The following is a 15,670-nucleotide window of genomic DNA, read 5'->3' as shown; positions in this document are numbered from 1 at the left end:
CGGCCCAAAGTTACTTGCCCTGCCACTGTGGTGCGCGCTTCTCCGCGAAGGCCAGCGCACCTTCCTTGGCATCGGCCGATTTCCGCACCTCTGAAGTGATTGCAAGCTGCCACTCGAACGCGGAGAGATCAGTCCAGTTGCTTTGATGCGCAAGGATCTTCTTCGTCGCCTTGACTGCCAGTGGCCCATTCGCGGCGATCTTGGTCGCGACTTCACGCGCCGTCGCGAGCGCTTGGCCCGGCTCGGTGAGCACGGCGACGAGCCCGTGGCGCTCGGCGTCTTGGGCAGTGATCGGTTCGCCCGTCAACGCGGTCAACATCGCCAGGGAGTAGGGCAATGCCTTCGGAAGCCGCAGCAGCCCGCCGGCAGCGGCGACCAGTCCTCGCTTGACTTCGGGCAAACCGAATTTGGCGGCCGTGCTGGCCACCACGATGTCGGCGCTCAGGGCCAGTTCACAGCCGCCCGCCAGCGCCCAGCCCTCCACCGCCGCGATCAACGGCTTCGTCGGGGGACTTTCGGTGAGCCCGGCAAAACCGCGTCCCGGGATCGATGGCGATTCGCCTCTCAGGAATGCCTTGAGATCCATTCCGGCGCAGAATGTTCCATCGGCACCCGTCAGGATTGCCGCCGTAAGATCGTCGCGGGATTCCAAGTCGTCGATCGCCGCGGCGATACCGGTGGCGACCGAGCTGTCGATCGCATTCTTGGCTTGCGGACGGTTGATCGTGATCACCATGACGCGATCGGCCGTATCGACCAGGACGGTGTCTGTCATTGCTTGCCTCCTGAAGTTTCGCCGGCGCCGCGGCTTGTCAAGCCGAGATGCTTTCCCAAAGCTCAATTTCGCCTTCGTCGCGCACCCGCGCCCCGAGTTGGCGGCTGTAGGCGAATTCCGACTGATCGGCGTCCCGCAGTGCCCACAACTTGCTGGTGTAGCGATGCAAGTCGTACTCGGCGGTGATGCCCACCGCCCCGTGCAGTTGGTGCGAGGTCCGTGCCACCAGGGTCGCCGCGGTCGCCGCGGTGATGCGAGCCGCCGACACCGCGCCGAACCGGTGCGGCTCGGGCGTGCCAGCATCCGCGCATGCCGCCGTTGCCCGGTCGAGCGCCGACTGGGCGAACCTGGTACGCACCGCCATCTGCGCCAACGCGGTCGACACGGCGGGTATCTTCACCAGCGGCGCCCCGAACTGCTCACGCTCGGTCACGTACTTACGGGTGAGTTCGTAAGCCCCCCAAGCGGTGCCGAGCAATGCGGCCGACCGGGCCAGGGCCAGTCGGTCGATGACCTGCGCGACACCAGGTCCGCCCGATATATGCGCGGCGGAGGCGCCGGCAAGATTTACCCGTGCGCCGGGCAGGTCGGCGATGTCGCGGCTGGGCTCCACGGCGACCGACTCCCCCGCCAGCGGGACGGTCACGACCGATGATGTCGTCACGATCACCAGCCCGGCAGCTCGATCGGCGAACGGCACCTGAGTGAAGTTGGCGGTGACGGCTTTTGACGAGACATCCAGCTCGGGAACGACGACGATGGTGTCGTAACCTTCTCCACCGGTTACGGAGTCAACGGCGTACGAGGTCGTCGACGCCTCGACGATCGGAGTGTTCAGTCCGGCACGTGCCAACTCACGAACGACGACCACCAGGTCGGCCAGGCTCCCGCCCGAACCGCCCTTGTCCTCGGGCATTCCAATACCGGCGAGCCCCAGTTCGCAGACCTGGCCCCACACTGAACCCGGATCGTCGGCGTCCGCTGCGACGTTGGCGATGAGGTCGGTCAATTCGCGGGCAAATTCACTCATGGCCTGGTCTCGCTTTTCGTCACGATCGAAAGCAGCACATCGGAGGCGCCGCCGCGCAGCGTGAACCCGGGTGAGGCCAAAAGCGCTTCCGCCAATGGATCGGTGCGTGAGGTCGGCAACCCCACTCGTCGGGCGAATTCGATGACGTCGTTCTCGAACTCCGTGCCGAGATACTTCAAACTCGCCGCCTCCACGACAGGCGCGCGCCCGGCATCCATGGCGTTGGCGATCTCCCAGCATTGCCGCCGCAGCGTGGCCAGACGGGCGATCAGCGCGCCGAGTTCCACATCGTGGCGGTCATCAGACGTACGGCGCAGGTGGTCGAGTGTTTCGGCCAGCAGCGGATACGTGCTCAACACCCGCTCAGGACCGCCGCGTTCGAACGACAGTTGCTCGATCACCTGACGCCAGCCGTTTCCCTCGGTCCCGAGCAGTCGGTCGTGAGGAACGAAGACGTCGGTAAAGGTGACCTCGTTGAAATGGTGCTCCCCCGACATGTCGACGATCGGCGAAACCTCGATCCCGGGAGTGGACATGTCCACGACGAACTCCGACAGGCCTTCGTGCTTTTTGCCGCTTGAATCCGTGCGAGCCAACAGGTAGGCGTGCGTCGCGCGATGCGCGACGCTGGTCCATATCTTGCGACCGGTGACCGCCCAGCCGCCGTCGACCTTCTTCGCGGTCGTGCGCACGGCGGCCAGATCCGAGCCGGCCTCCGGCTCACTCATGCCCAAGCAGAAGATGTAGTCGGCACGGATGATGCCCGGCAGCAGTTCCTTCTGCAGCTCAGGGGTGCCGTGGCGCAGGATGGCCGGACCAATCTGACGATCGGCGATCCAGTGGGCCGCGACGGGCGCTCCGGCACGGAGCAGCTCCTCGGTAACCACAAGGCGTGAGCGAGCGTCGAGTCCGCCCCCTCCGAATTCCACCGGCCAGGTGATGCCGATGAGCCCACGCGCGGCGAGTGCGCGACTGAACTCGAGATCGAAGGAGCGCAGCCAACAATCGCTGCGCGGCGTGTAACGGCCCTCAGCCAGCCACGAAGCGGTCAGCTCACGCACCTGTTGACGCAGCGCGGCGAGCCGCTGCGTCGCGTCGTCGTCGGCTCGCAGGTCATGTTCCGTCATAGAGGCAGTGTCCGTCATGCCCGCGGGCCCGTCTCCGAGTGGCGCACGGACGCCACCATAGCATTTTGAGTTTCAGTGTCTCAAATCAGTCCCCGCGGGCCGAAACCAGAGCGGTAACCTAAAGCCACTAGGCTGGTGGCTTAGGTTCGGCCCGCTCGATCCCGGAGCATGACAAGAGAAATAGCGATGGTGCCCATCATGAACCCGCCCAACAGGTTTCCGCTTCCGCACGACTCGGTCGACCTCAACGGCCAGGTGGCGTTGGTGACGGGCGCCGGCGCCGGACTCGGACGCCGCTTCGCCGCGGTGCTCGCCGGCGCCGGTGCGGCCGTGGTGGTGGCCGGCCGCCGCCTCGAACTCCTCCAGCAGGTCGCCACGGCGATCAGCGAGCGCGGACATCGTTGTGCGGCGGTGGCGATGGATGTGTCGCGGCCCGCTGTATTGAGCGACGCGTTGGATCGTGCCGAGCAGGAATTCGGGACCATCACGACGCTGGTCAACAATGCAGCGATCCCGGATGCCCAACGGGCACATCGGATGTCGCTGGAGTTGATCGATGCGGTGATCGACACCAACCTGCGCGGGCCATTCGTACTTACCTGCGAGGTGGCTCGGCGCCTGATGGCCGAAAAGCTACCGGGGCGGATCATCAATCTTTCGTCGATGGGCGCATATCACTACCAGGGCGACGGCGCCGCGCTGTATTCGGTAACCAAGGCCGCCATCAACCGGATGACCGAGGCGCTCGCGGTCGAGTGGGTCCGCTACGGAATCAATGTCAACGCGATCGCTCCCGGCGCGTTCATGACCGAGATGATGGAAGGGCGGATCGCACGCGTCGGCGATTTCACCGACGACCTGCCGCGCAAGCGCATCGGGGATCCAGCCCAGCTCGACAGCACGCTGCTTTACCTGGCCGCGCCGGCCTCGGAGTTCGTCACCGGGACCATCGTCAAGGTGGACGACGGGCAATTCCCTCGTTGAGACCCGTTCGCGCACCGGCGAATTGCGCGGCGTCAACCGCTGTTGAGCTCCGAGGCCCCCAGTGGCTCGTGGATGACGACACGACCCGAGGTGCCGTCCACGGTGATCTGCGCACCGTCCGGAATATCGCGGGTGCCGTGTTTGGAGTTGATCACACAGGTGACGCCGAGCTCGCGGGCGACGATCGCACCGTGGCTCATCACTCCACCGGTATCGATCACCAACGCCTCGGCCAGCATGAACAACGGCGTCCAGCTGGGATCGGTAGTTGGACACACCAGAATGTCACCGTCTTCGAGGTCGGCGTGGTCGGGATCAAAGATCACCCGCGCGGTGCCGGTCACCTCGCCACCGCAGACGCCGATGCCGGTGAGTTCGGCCACCGCGCGTCGATCCTCCTCGACGGGCGTCGATGTCTGGGTCGGCACCGGATTGCCGACCCAGTGGTCCGGCACATCGAGGCGCCGAAAGTACTCGTGGTCGGTCTTTCGGGCCAGCACCAGTGCGCGCAACTCTCCCGCCGGGCGGGCCGGGGCGTCGCCGACCAGTTCGTCGTAGGTCAAAAAGAACACATCTTCGGGATCCGCCAGTTGGCCGGTGGTGGCCAAGGTGTCCCCGATGACGCGGGCCGCGCACCGGGCCGCGTCAACGCAGTGCAGAAAGCCGGCCTTGCCGACTTCGCGGATCGGAATGTATTCGGCCGCCAGCGCTAGCACCAACCGAGCGCGAATCTTATTGATGACGTTGAGTTTTGCCAAGACGTCGCGCTCCGCGATGAGCCGAATCTGGCGCTGGCGCTGCCATACCTCGTCGGGGTGCACCGCATCACGGCAGCGGTAGCGGTTGGCCAGCAACCACACCGGTGTCTGGTCTTCACGCCAGACCCGACTGGGCAGATTTCCTTCACTCGGTCCGTGATAGCCGTGCCGCGCAACAAATTCCGTCATTGGTAGCGCACCGTTGGCCAAGCACCACAGGTCGGCGATGACCTCCGTTTCATCGACGCGGCCGTAGCCCGTCATCAGTTCGGCCGCTCGTTCGCGAGTACCGAATGCGGCCAACGCGAGCAACTCCACCTGCTCGCCGAGCGCCTGCCCCACCAGTGACAGGGTGGTGTGCATGGTGCCGATCTCGACGAATTTCTCGGCCGCCTCCTGTAGCAGCCGCTGGGCACCGGCGATGTCGGCGGGTGGAGCATCGACGGTGCGACGCCGCCACCAGACCCGAATATTCTCGCGGGCGGGGCGGATTCGTTTGCGATGCAGGTAAGCACTGGAGACCGTGCCCGCCAGGATCGCCGGATACCGCAGCGTGGCGCGTACACGCGCAACCACGGAGTGCCTCGCACCGACGCTGCCGCGGGGTTCACCGAACATTTGTTGGACAACGGTGTCGCCATCGGTACCGGGCATCCGCTGGCCGATGCGGTGAAACGTGTTGAGGTTGCCCGCCGGAAGTCCATAGAACGCCGCGCTGATGCGATCGTCCGGGCTGACTGGAGGCGGAACTTCCGCGCGAGTGAGCACGCCCAGCGCCCCGAACCCGCGGCGCACCGCAGTCTCCATCGCAAGCTGCCAGAAGGTCCAACTCAGCGGGGTCTGTACACCCTGGATCGCCTCGGAGAAGTTGACTCTCGACCACGCGGTCTGCGCGCCGGATCGGCTGTTCACCGGACTGTTGGTTACGGCCACCTGCTACCCGCTTCCGTCTTCACCCCCCGGTCGAACACAGTGTCCGAATGACTGTACATGGCGTTCGATGGCTACTCGGTCCGGTTATACAAACAGTGCTTGATTAACTGCGTCCGACGTCAGTACGCTCCGCACATGACCATCCGGCACGGCGATCTTCGGCTAGACCGCGACGGCGACGTGGCCGAGATCGTATGGGCGGCGCCAGCACTCAACCTGTTCACCCCCGACGTCGCCGACGCGTACGACGCCGTCCTGGACGAACTTCCCAACGGCGTGCGTGCGCTGATCCTGCGGGCCGAAGGCACGGTTTTCTGCGCCGGGGTGCAGGCGCAGCAATTCACCACGATGGATGCGGCGGCCGGCACGGAGTTCAGTCGCCGCCTGCTCGGCCTGATTCAGCGGATCGAGCAGCTGCCGCTGCCCACCGTCGCCGTCGTCCACGGATTGAACCTCACCATCGGCCTCGAACTGACGTTGGCGTGCGACTTCATCTGGGCAGCCACGGAGGCGAGCATGGGGCTTGTCGAGGCCCGGGTGGGCATCACGCCCGCCGCCGGGGGCACTCAGCGCCTGGTGGCCCGCGCCGGGGTGGCGCACGCGACCGAAATGGTCATCACCGGCCGCACGTACGACTCGTCTGTGCTGCATGACTGGGGGGTTGTCGACAAGGTGCTGCCGGGACCCGAATTGCTCGCCCGGGCCCGCGAATTCGCTGCCGAACTCGCGGCGGGACCGACCATGGCCACCGGAATCGCCAAGCAGATCATCAAGCTGGCCCGCGATCGCGGCGTCGCGGCGGCCGACGCCGCAACGCCCGACCTGGCCGGACCGGTGCTCAGCAGCGAAGATGCGGCGATTGGCGTCGAAACGCTGCTCGCCCATGGGCCGGGCGCTAAGCCCGCTTTCCGCGGCCGTTAGGCGAAAACCCCATTGTCCGTGTCTATTTCGCGGTCGGGTTGACGCCATAGACCAACGCCAGGTGTTGCGCCACCAGCGCATCGGCGGTGGCCGCGGAACTCGCAAAGCCATAGGCACCAACCATCGTCGCATGCATCGCGCGCTCGGCCGACCAGAGCGCCATCGACGCGGCCGTGCTGCTCGGTGCGGCGGTCACGACCAGTCCAGCCCGACGATCCTCGTCGATCGCGGCAGCGAGTTGCTCAGAGAGTCCGGTCATGAAAGCCACGAAGATCTCTCTGAATTCAGGTATCCGTGGCCATTCAAGCAGCATATTGCGGGCAAGGTGCCAGTGACGACCGCCGCGGACCATCCAGCGATCGACGGCTTTGCGCAGCAACGGCGTTCGGCGCACGCTGGCATCGTGGATGACGGCCGTGACCTCGTTGCCGATTTCGTTGAGCGCACGACCAACGAGCGCGACGAATGCTTCGTCGCGGCCACCGAAATGTTGGTAGAACGTGGTGCGCGACGATAGGCCGGCCTCGGCAAGTATGTCGGTGACGGCGATTTCGCCCAGCGGACGGTTTTCCAGCGTGCGCTCGAGCGCGTCGAGGATGGCCTGGCGGGTTTGCGGATTGCCATTCTTCGTTTTCGTCGTCATGAGGTGCCCGAGTTCTGCATGTCGACTTCGCCGTATATTGCCGTGGTCCACAGGACGATCAACGCATTTCCGGCCGCCTCGACCGTCGGAATCGCGGGATCGAGTCCGCGCAACCCCAGATAGAGCAGGCGTTCGGACGACCACACTAAGGCGCCGGCGACAGCGTCCGCCGGCAGCCCGCCAGGTGCCGTCCCGTCTCTTCGGTCTGCCTCGATCTTGGCGGCGACTGTTTGGGTGAACCGGTCGAGAAAGCCCACCCAGGACTCTTTTAGACCGCCTGCCGCGTGCATGTTCTCGATCATCGCGGCCAGCAGCGGACCGTGCGTGGTCCACATATCCACACCGCTGCGCAGGCCACGCTGCAACAGTGCCGGCGAGGGTTCACCACCACTGTCAGCCCACGCGTCGAGCAGGTGATAGATCTCGTCGAGCACCGTCTCGGCCAAGGAGGCGACCACGTCGTACTTCGACGAGAAGTAATAGTAAAACGCCGCGCGTGAAACCCCGGAAGCCTGCAGGATCTTCTCCACGCTCACTTCGTGCAACGGCTGGTCGATCAGCAGACGCTCCATGGCAGCGAAGATCGCCGTCTCGGGGCTGCTGTCACCTGAGTGCTCACGCCATCGCCGACGAAGCTGGTTCTCCTTCATTCACGTAAGGGTATCGGCGCCCGGCGGCTTATCCCGCCTGCGGCGCATCGGGAGGCCGCACCATGGTGCGGCGCAGACGCTTTATGGTGGCCGGCGCGACGCCGACGGTGGTCAGGTAGCCCTCGACGCCATCGTGGGTGTCGTCGATCCAGGTCAGGGCCGCTAGGAGGGCATCCGGGCGAGGTTCGAGAATGCAACGGAAGCCGGGAGTGACCCGATAGCCTGCCGGCATCAACCGCACTAACCGGTCTCCGACGAGGGCCGGGTCGGGAGCGCACCGAAGGTATTCGGCCAAAGCGACTTCCCTTGGTACGCCAAGCGTTTCATGTAACAGTGCTATCAACACACCCGTGCGATCTTTACCGGCAGCACAGCCGACGCCGATGGGAGACGGCGAGTCTAGGGCGGATATAGCTGCTGCCAACTGTGGTCCGTGGGTCTCGACCAACTGTCGATACACGCGCTCCATGAAGGCGCGTGCACCTTCGACCGAGCTTGGCACCGAGGCGAGTTGCCCGACTGTTGCGACGCGAATCGGGATGTTCCCATACATGATCGATCGCTGCGACGCGAAACCTTGCATGACCGAGCGGTCTTCGCCCGATCCACGAAGGTCGATGATCGTACGCAGCCGTAAGGCGTCCAACGCATCAAGATCGTCGTCGGAAACCAACGAACCCCCAATACGGTAGACGCTACCCGGCGCGACCAGCCCTCCCGTCGCAACCCGCTGCCCGCCTATGTCTTGGAACGACGGTCGGCCGGAAGCCGTCCCGATCTCCGATCCTTCGTAGCGTGCATCCGCGCTCAGGAGACACCTTCCAACGCCAATGCCGGTTCGCCGGTGAGTGGCCGAGAATCGGCAGCGGCAGACACGTCGGCATCGTGTATGACAACCTGACCGGTGTCGCCGTGCACGGTGATGGTCGCACCATCGGGGATGCGTTGCATCGCCGAGGCGATTTGCACCGCGGGCAGCCCATACTCCCGAGATAGGCATGAAGCGTGAGACAACATGCCTCCGGTCTCGGTGACCACGCCACCGACAACCACGAACACCGGCGTCCAACCCGGATCCGTGCTGTTGCAGACCAGAATCTCCCCAGACCGGACGATGCCGATCTCCTTCTGCGTGCGCACCACGCGCGCCCTGCCGGTCACCGTGCCGCGGCTGGTCGGGATTCCCTGTAGCGGGCCGTCCCCGACCAGGACTTCCTCGACACCGACATCGACTGCTCGGCCATGACGCATGAACAACGGCAAATTAGCGACCTTATTCTCGTTGCGTTCCCAGTTATGGCGACGCGCAGTGATCTTCGCGTGTACCAACGGCATACTGGCGCGCTGGTCGAGGACCTCGTAGAACTCGTCCTTGGTGAGGAAGAAGTGATCGTCTTCACCGGCCAGCAGACCGCGTTCGCGGGCCCGACGCGCAAGCTCGCCCAGCACCAGCTTCGTCGACAGAGTGAGGCGATCGAGGCTCCAACGCTGGTCGTCACGCAACACGATGAAATCGTGGATGTAGGCGACAAGAGCTTTGAAAGCATCGGCTTTGAGGGTGCCGAATGGCTGCTCCCGCAATGCCGCGACAACCGTCGAGATGGCTGCCTCGCGTCGCGCATTCACCGCTTCCTCGCGGACCTCCGGATCGACCGGGTCATCGACCGATAGAAGTGTCTGGAAATTGCGGTAGTCGATCCACGGGTCTTCTATCCGTCGCGGGAAGATCAGGTCCCGATCAGCGTGGCCGCGGAATCCGCTGTCCTCGAGGAACTTCGAGTAGCTGGCGAGGAACTCCTTGCCCTCCGGCAGTTGGGCGAGGTGTTCGAAGAACGCCGGGCCTTCATGCTCGTCGAAGGCGTTGCGCAGTACGGGCGTCGTGCGGATTCGTTCCGCCAACCGCCACAGAGCGGCATTGTCGATCAGGGTGCGCGAAGGCCGGGTGGTTCCCGCTAGCAGGTCGTGCGCAATCAAAGGGTCACCCGCATACCACTTTTGCAGCAAAATCGGCAGCAAGCACAACGCATCACGGGCGTGCTGCAGAAACAGAAACCAGACGTCCTCGCAATACGTCGCCTCGGCCTCGTTGAACCGGTGAATGTATCCCTTCAACTCCTCGTCCGACAGTTCGGTCAGCACAGGCAGATTCGACGGGTGCCAACTGCTGCTGGCGATATATTCGCGGCACTTGACCTGACAATTGTGGGGGGCGTGCTGTCCGCCGAGGAATGCGATGCGCGCCTGCAACTGCAACCACTGCACGATATTGAAGTCGGCGTTGAGAACGTCTTGCTGCCACGCCGGCGGGATGAAATTCAAGTCCGGCAGCAGGGGCCGGAATGCTTTCGGGGTGGTGCCCGTGACAACCTCGCGGTCCAGGTCGCAGTTGTAGTAGACCTCGGCTTGGTAGTAGCGCAGGTACGGCTTTTGGGCGGCGTCCTCCAGGCCGCGTCGGCGATTGGTGAACTCCTCCCCCCGGGTCATCGAGTAGGCCCGCAGCGAATAGAACATCGGCGTTTTGGCGCCGGTCCAGTTCGAATCGGCCCAGGCCCTGGTCCACGTGGTCTCACGGTCGAATTCCAGCCACTGCCACTGGTCGACGTCTGCGTCCCAGGAGAAGTCGACACCGGTAATCGGCCGTGACTGCAGCAGATAGAAAGTCCCTGCGGCATAAGCCCATTCGATGTCCTGAGGGATGCCGTCGTAGTAGGCAAGGACGCGCTGCCCCAGGCGCGCGAGATCGCGAACCTGCCCGTCCTCGAGGCAAAACCGTTCGCGGTCGACGAAGTTGACTGTTTCTTCCACCGCACCGGAATGCTTGCTGTGATCGCGGACGAACTTGCGTTCCTTGGATCCCAGCTGTCTGCTGATCACCGTCAAATCGCGTTCATCGACCGTGAATTCATCGGGATTCACCTGCCCGCCTACCACCGCTTCGCCGAGCCCCCAACTCGCGTTGATGACGAATTCATCGGTGGCGGCGGTCAGCGGGTTACCGGTGAACAGCACACCGGCGACCTCAGATTCGACCATAGCCTGCACGACAACCGCAATGCGCGCCTCGGAATGCGCGATGCCCTTGTCGTTGCGGTAAGCGGTCGCGCGCGCGTTCCACATTGAGGCCCAGCAGCGTTTGACCGCGGCGATCACTTCATCTATCCCGCGGATGCTCAGATAGGTGTCGTGCAGGCCGGCGAACGACGCGTCCGCGAGGTCCTCCGCTGTTCCCGACGAACGCACGGCCACGAATGTGTCCGCGCCAAGCGTGGCGTACGCACTTTCCAGCTCCGACGCCAATCCGGCAGGCAGATCGGCAGCGTGGATACGTGCGCGGATACGGCTTGTCCCGGCTTCGACGGCCTCCGGATCGGCGAAATCAATCTTGTCGAGGATTTCGTCGATCTCGCTCTGCACGCTGACCGCGAACGACGTGTACGCCTGGGTGCTCACCGTGAACCCGGGGGGAACCCTGAACCCGGCTGCGGAGAGTCGGGCCAAGTTGAGCCCCTTACCCCCGACGCGTTCGCTGTCGGTGGCGCCGGAGTCGTGGAACCAGATGATGGTCGACATTCGAGAAACTCCCTTTCTAGCCGACGGTCACGTTCGGCGTGCTTACCGCGGTGGATGACCCGGATCGCGGTGCCGATCGAGCAGGCAGCAATCGGCGTAGGCGATCCTTCCGCAGCTTGCCGATCATGGTGCGAGCCGCGAGCTGGCCGGGGAGCCCGCAGATGCCTGCGCTCGGGTGCATTCCTCCGCCTCCCAGAAAGAGCCCATGGACTGGAGACGCGTAGTCCGCCAAGCCTGGTGCAGGCCGAAGCGGGCCAAAGCGCATCAACGACGGATCGACGTGGTACACATTGCCGTCGCTGACGTTGAATCGCGTTGCGACGTCGCCCGGGGTGAGCACGGTGTGGTCGATGATGAGTTCTTCGATCCCGTCGTAATAATCGGCGCAGTCCGCGAGAATTGCGTCTCCCACTCGGTCGCGCACGCTCTCCCACGGTTCACGGGATTGGTTGGGTACGACGCCGCTCCAAATCCACAGCGTGTCCTGGCCCGCGGGCGCTTGTGTGGGATCGATCGCCGTTGGGATCACCGAGAGAAATGGCTGACGCTCAGGCCAATCGCCTCGCACTGCCCGATCCCATCCGGCTACATGCTCCTCGAACGTGTGCCAACACGTCACCGGCTTGCGCAGGTCCAATCCGTCTCTGCGCCAAGCGGTATGCCGCGATAGCTGAAGCTGACCGCGAAGCGCCACGTTAACCTTCATATGACCGGCACCGGTTGTGGTTGTCGGGATATGAGCCGCGGCAGTCTCCAATTTGGCCGGCAACGTCCCTTTGGGCAACAGGCGGTCGAGCGCCTGCTTCGGGTCGCAGGCAGCGAGCACCGCATTCGCCTGGATCTGTTCACCGCTGCAAAGCTTGACGCCGACGACACGATCGTTTCGGCAAACGATCTCTTCCACCGGCGCTGAAGTCCGCACCCGACCCCCGTGGGCGACCAGGCACGCTTCGAGAGCGCTTGGTAGAGCACCCGTCCCACCGACAAAACGCGAAGAGTTCGTCCGATGGACAAGCGCTACATAGATCATTCCCCACGCGGTTCCATCGCGTCGCATCCAGTCGAAGGTCGGCATCTGCGCGAGACTGCCTCGCACGAGCGGCGTTTCGAACGCTTCGTCGATGATCTGGGCATGCGATACCGAAAAATACCGGCTCAGCGCGATGCTGGTTTTCGGGTGGCGGGCCATGTTTCGCGCACCCTTCAACATCTCCTTCACGCTTGGACGCGTGGGATGCGAGGCCATGTACGCCAGCATCGCGTCCATCATCACGTCGAGTGTTTCGGACATGTCCAGCCACGCCTGAGCATCCTTTTTCGAGAATCGACGGAGCTCGTCAGCGGTGCGGACCGGATCGCGCCAGATGGCGAGTGACTCGCCGTCAGGTCCCAGATGCAGGTGTTGCGGGTCGGCGACGATTTGCCGAAAGCCGTACCGCGCAAGGTCCAAGTCTGCCTCGATGGTGGTGGCTCGGAACAACGACGCCTGGACCGCTCCCTCGTTGACCAGGTGATCGGGTGCGCCCGGAATTGTTGCGTAGGTGGAGGTCATACCGCCGATCGCCGGTGAAGCCTCCACGACCAGCACGTCATACCCGGCCTTTGCGAGATAGCAAGCCGCCGTAAGGCCATTGTGGCCGGCACCCACTACAACCACGTCGGCACGCTCGTGACCGCTAACGCTTCTTTTCATTCCCGCTCCTGAACTGTGCGAGCCGACCCGGCGTTGATGTACACACTATTCATACATAGTGCACACCAGTGGGTCAAGTCACACATTTTTCAGACACACGGCGTCGGCGAAGACGTCTTCGGATCAGGGGGTAACGCAAACAGCATTGAGTCGTGGCACTCGAAAACCGTTAATAATCAACCAATATCGCCGGAAGCGATGAAAAATGCGGACTAGCGACGGCGCCGGCGCACCAAGCTGGTCGAGTCCCGGGTAGGTTTCGCGCGGCGGCGCTAAGCCCGCTTTCCGCGGCCGTTAGTTTCGCCGTCGGCCGGGGCAGCCGGCAGCCACCTGGCTTGGCGCACCTTTATCGCCGCGTCGATGGCGTCCAGGATGCTCGACGTCACGAGATCGAAGATCTCTTCGGAGGACAGGCCGCTCTCCGACATCGCCTTGGCCAGCGCCGGGTACTTCTCGGAGTCGATATCGTGCTGATCCTCGGGCGAATAGCCTTGCGTGTCATGCAGGGCGCTGCCGATGGCGAACAATTCGAGCGCGTCGAGCAGGGGCATCACCGCCGCGCTCGGCACGCCCTCGGCCATCAACCGCTCGGCCGATGTGTCCAGCATCCGAAAGCCCATCCCGAGCGACCGTTTGGACACGACCAGGGGCACCAGTCCGGGGTGTTCGAGCAACGCATTTCGGAGATTGCGCGCGTTCTGAGACAGCCAGTGCCGCCAGTTGTCGTCCGACTTCTCGGGCGTGCGAACCTTGCTGAGCGCTAATTCCGTTGCACCAACCAGAATTTCGTCTTTGTTCTCGAAGTGATGGTAGAGCGACGCGCCGTTGACGCCGAGCACATCGGCCAGCCGGCGGATACTCAGGCCCGCCAGACCGTCCTCGTCGATGATGGTCAGCGCCGCCTCGAGAACCTTGCGCCGCGAAATCAACGCGACCTTGGGCCTTACCATGCCGTTCGCCTTCCGGGAATGTGTGGTTTCAGATTAACCAAACACCGCACGCCCGGGTCGCCGACACTCATTGCGCCGGGACACTCGACGCGGGCGACCCGTACCGCTTCTTCAAATCGGCCTTGGGCAGCTTGCCGGTCACATTGCGCTCAAAAGGCTCCACCGCCACGAACTCCGCCGGCACCTTGTACCGCGCCAACCGACTGCGGCAGTACTCGGCGAACGCGTCGCGGTCCAGGTCAGCGCCGGGATTCAGCACGATCAACGCCCGTCCGACCTCACCCCAGCGCTCGTCTGCGATCGGGATAACGGCGGCGTCGGCGATGTCGGCGTGCTCCTGGAGCACGCGCTCCACCTCCGCCGGATAGACGTTTTCCCCGCCCGACTTGTACATGTCCTTGAAGCGGTCGACCATCGTCAAGAAACCATCTTCGTCGCGCTTGACCGCATCACCTGTCCGAAACCAATCACCGTGAAAGGCCGCGTCATCATCGGAGTCCCGGCGCCAATAGCCCGCCGTCACTGCCGGTCCGTTGGCCCACAGCTCCCCAGCCTCGCCCACTGCGACGTCCCGGCCGTCGCTCCCGACAATGCGAATGTTGGTGTACTGCACTGGATCACCGCACGAACCGAATTTCCGGAGCGTGTCCGAAGGCCGTATCACACTGACGATGGGCCCCATTTCCGTCGCACCGTATCCGGGACTCAGCGGCCAACCGCGCTCGTAAAAAGCCTTGGTGACGTCGTAATTCAAGAACCCGCCGCCGACCTGACCGTGTCGCATGTGACCGAAGTCCGCCTCGGCGAACCCGGGAACCCCCGCCATGACCTGATACATCACGGGCGCTCCGGAGAAGTGTGTGAATCCCTTCGCCGCGTCACTGAGCAAGCCCACTACCTCGGCCGGGTCGAAGGCCGGCAGCACCGACACCGTGCCACCCAGGGCCAAGATGGGGTTCGTCATGCTGTTCAGGCCCGCAGCGTGGAAGAACGGAAGGACTGCCAGATAGCGGCTGTCGGAAGTCAATTCATATGGGTCGAGCGAATTCAGCATCTGGTAGTGCAGCATCCGGTGCGTACAGATCGCCGCCTTCGGGCGTCCCGTGGTTCCCGAGGTGTAGATCAACTGGACCGGATCGGTGACCGCCACGACCGGCGCCGCGCGGCGGGGCGCCGAGTGTTCCGCGCCCGCGACGATGTCGTACCCAGCGTCCTCGACACCGAACGATGCCAGCCGGGGAACCCGCGCGGCGGCGCCTACTCGCGCGGCCGTGTCCGCCCAGGCCGCGTCGTGGACGAGCACGGCGGGTTCGGAGTCCGCGCAGCAGAATTCGAGCTCGGGCTGCGCCAGGCGAAAATTCAGCGGAACCAACATCGCCCCGATCCGCATGCACGCGAACTGCAAGATCAATACCCAGGGGTGATTGGCGGCCAGCACCGCGACCCGGTCGCCGCGACCGACGCCCAGGTCGTCGGCGAGCGCCCCGGCCAAACCGGCGACCCGGTCCTCGAGTTCCCGCCACGTGTGCACCGCCCCGGAACGGACATCCTCGATCGCGGGCCGATCCGGCCGGCGACGCGCGTGATAATGCACAACATCGGTCGCATGGTGCTCGATGCCCATCGCCCATCCCCT

Annotated in this window: 13 protein-coding genes; 2 read left to right on the top strand and 11 right to left on the bottom strand. The window is 64.2% G+C overall.

Annotation, left to right across the window (positions count from 1 at the left end):
* Positions 1-10: 10 nt before the first annotated feature.
* Genes G6N55_RS28370 through G6N55_RS28360 form a run of 3 tightly spaced genes read right to left on the bottom strand, consistent with a single transcriptional unit; the run spans position 11 to position 2,932 of the window.
* Positions 11-775, bottom strand: a complete 765-nt coding sequence (locus tag G6N55_RS28370) for a crotonase/enoyl-CoA hydratase family protein (RefSeq protein WP_085221583.1) — start codon at positions 773-775, stop codon at positions 11-13.
* A 37-nt stretch (positions 776-812) separates the two neighbouring features.
* On the bottom strand, positions 813-1,805 hold the full coding sequence (locus G6N55_RS28365; RefSeq protein WP_085221582.1) for an acyl-CoA dehydrogenase family protein: 993 nt from the start codon (positions 1,803-1,805) through the stop codon (positions 813-815).
* Complete coding sequence (locus tag G6N55_RS28360) at positions 1,802-2,932, bottom strand: acyl-CoA dehydrogenase family protein (RefSeq protein WP_085221581.1); 1,131 nt, start codon at positions 2,930-2,932, stop codon at positions 1,802-1,804. The genes G6N55_RS28365 and G6N55_RS28360 overlap by 4 nt, the downstream gene beginning before the upstream one ends.
* A 198-nt stretch (positions 2,933-3,130) precedes the next feature.
* Between G6N55_RS28360 and G6N55_RS28355 the strand changes: the two genes are divergently transcribed.
* On the top strand, positions 3,131-3,916 hold the full coding sequence (locus G6N55_RS28355) for an SDR family NAD(P)-dependent oxidoreductase (RefSeq protein ID WP_085221727.1): 786 nt from the start codon (positions 3,131-3,133) through the stop codon (positions 3,914-3,916).
* A 32-nt stretch (positions 3,917-3,948) separates the two neighbouring features.
* On the opposite strand, the gene G6N55_RS28350 is transcribed toward G6N55_RS28355, so the two are convergent.
* Positions 3,949-5,586, bottom strand: coding sequence for a PEP-utilizing enzyme (locus G6N55_RS28350; RefSeq protein ID WP_139826777.1), 1,638 nt, complete (start codon positions 5,584-5,586; stop codon positions 3,949-3,951).
* Between the two features lie 156 nt (positions 5,587-5,742).
* Between G6N55_RS28350 and G6N55_RS28345 the strand changes: the two genes are divergently transcribed.
* Positions 5,743-6,528 (top strand): enoyl-CoA hydratase/isomerase family protein, encoded by a 786-nt coding sequence (locus G6N55_RS28345; protein WP_085221579.1) that lies wholly within the window; start codon positions 5,743-5,745, stop codon positions 6,526-6,528.
* 22 nt (positions 6,529-6,550) lie between these two features.
* On the opposite strand, the gene G6N55_RS28340 is transcribed toward G6N55_RS28345, so the two are convergent.
* The 7 genes from G6N55_RS28340 to G6N55_RS28310 all read right to left on the bottom strand — a co-directional run bounded on the left by G6N55_RS28340 (position 6,551) and on the right by G6N55_RS28310 (position 15,658).
* Positions 6,551-7,222, bottom strand: coding sequence for a TetR/AcrR family transcriptional regulator (locus G6N55_RS28340; RefSeq protein WP_139826776.1), 672 nt, complete (start codon positions 7,220-7,222; stop codon positions 6,551-6,553).
* Positions 7,168-7,821, bottom strand: a complete 654-nt coding sequence (locus G6N55_RS28335) for a TetR/AcrR family transcriptional regulator (RefSeq protein ID WP_085221577.1) — start codon at positions 7,819-7,821, stop codon at positions 7,168-7,170. Before G6N55_RS28335 ends, G6N55_RS28340 begins: the two co-directional genes overlap by 55 nt.
* 28 nt (positions 7,822-7,849) lie before the next feature.
* On the bottom strand, positions 7,850-8,563 hold the full coding sequence (locus G6N55_RS28330; protein WP_264002046.1) for a tyrosine-protein phosphatase: 714 nt from the start codon (positions 8,561-8,563) through the stop codon (positions 7,850-7,852).
* Positions 8,564-8,628: 65 nt separating this feature from the next.
* Positions 8,629-11,391, bottom strand: coding sequence for a PEP/pyruvate-binding domain-containing protein (locus tag G6N55_RS28325; protein ID WP_085221575.1), 2,763 nt, complete (start codon positions 11,389-11,391; stop codon positions 8,629-8,631).
* Positions 11,392-11,407: 16 nt separating this feature from the next.
* Positions 11,408-13,084, bottom strand: a complete 1,677-nt coding sequence (locus G6N55_RS28320; protein WP_085221574.1) for a phytoene desaturase family protein — start codon at positions 13,082-13,084, stop codon at positions 11,408-11,410.
* Positions 13,085-13,356: 272 nt separating this feature from the next.
* Positions 13,357-14,034, bottom strand: coding sequence for a TetR/AcrR family transcriptional regulator (locus G6N55_RS28315; protein ID WP_085221573.1), 678 nt, complete (start codon positions 14,032-14,034; stop codon positions 13,357-13,359).
* A gap of 67 nt (positions 14,035-14,101) precedes the next feature.
* Positions 14,102-15,658 (bottom strand): AMP-binding protein, encoded by a 1,557-nt coding sequence (locus tag G6N55_RS28310; protein ID WP_085221572.1) that lies wholly within the window; start codon positions 15,656-15,658, stop codon positions 14,102-14,104.
* Positions 15,659-15,670 lie beyond the last annotated feature (12 nt).

The sequence above is a fragment of the Mycobacterium florentinum genome, assembly GCF_010730355.1.
GTDB classification, from domain to species: domain Bacteria; phylum Actinomycetota; class Actinomycetes; order Mycobacteriales; family Mycobacteriaceae; genus Mycobacterium; species Mycobacterium florentinum.
The sequence above is the reverse complement of the archived record's forward strand: the minus strand, read 5'-3'. Positions and strand labels throughout refer to the sequence as shown.

Coding starts and splice junctions, on each gene's coding strand:
- G6N55_RS28325 (WP_085221575.1), bottom strand. CDS start 11,391: ATGTCGACCATCATCTGGTTCCACGACTCCGGCGCCACCGACAGCGAA.
- G6N55_RS28355 (WP_085221727.1), top strand. CDS start 3,131: ATGAACCCGCCCAACAGGTTTCCGCTTCCGCACGACTCGGTCGACCTC.
- G6N55_RS28320 (WP_085221574.1), bottom strand. CDS start 13,084: ATGAAAAGAAGCGTTAGCGGTCACGAGCGTGCCGACGTGGTTGTAGTG.
- G6N55_RS28335 (WP_085221577.1), bottom strand. CDS start 7,821: ATGAAGGAGAACCAGCTTCGTCGGCGATGGCGTGAGCACTCAGGTGAC.
- G6N55_RS28365 (WP_085221582.1), bottom strand. CDS start 1,805: ATGAGTGAATTTGCCCGCGAATTGACCGACCTCATCGCCAACGTCGCA.
- G6N55_RS28345 (WP_085221579.1), top strand. CDS start 5,743: ATGACCATCCGGCACGGCGATCTTCGGCTAGACCGCGACGGCGACGTG.
- G6N55_RS28360 (WP_085221581.1), bottom strand. CDS start 2,932: ATGACGGAACATGACCTGCGAGCCGACGACGACGCGACGCAGCGGCTC.
- G6N55_RS28370 (WP_085221583.1), bottom strand. CDS start 775: ATGACAGACACCGTCCTGGTCGATACGGCCGATCGCGTCATGGTGATC.
- G6N55_RS28315 (WP_085221573.1), bottom strand. CDS start 14,034: ATGGTAAGGCCCAAGGTCGCGTTGATTTCGCGGCGCAAGGTTCTCGAG.
- G6N55_RS28310 (WP_085221572.1), bottom strand. CDS start 15,658: ATGGGCATCGAGCACCATGCGACCGATGTTGTGCATTATCACGCGCGT.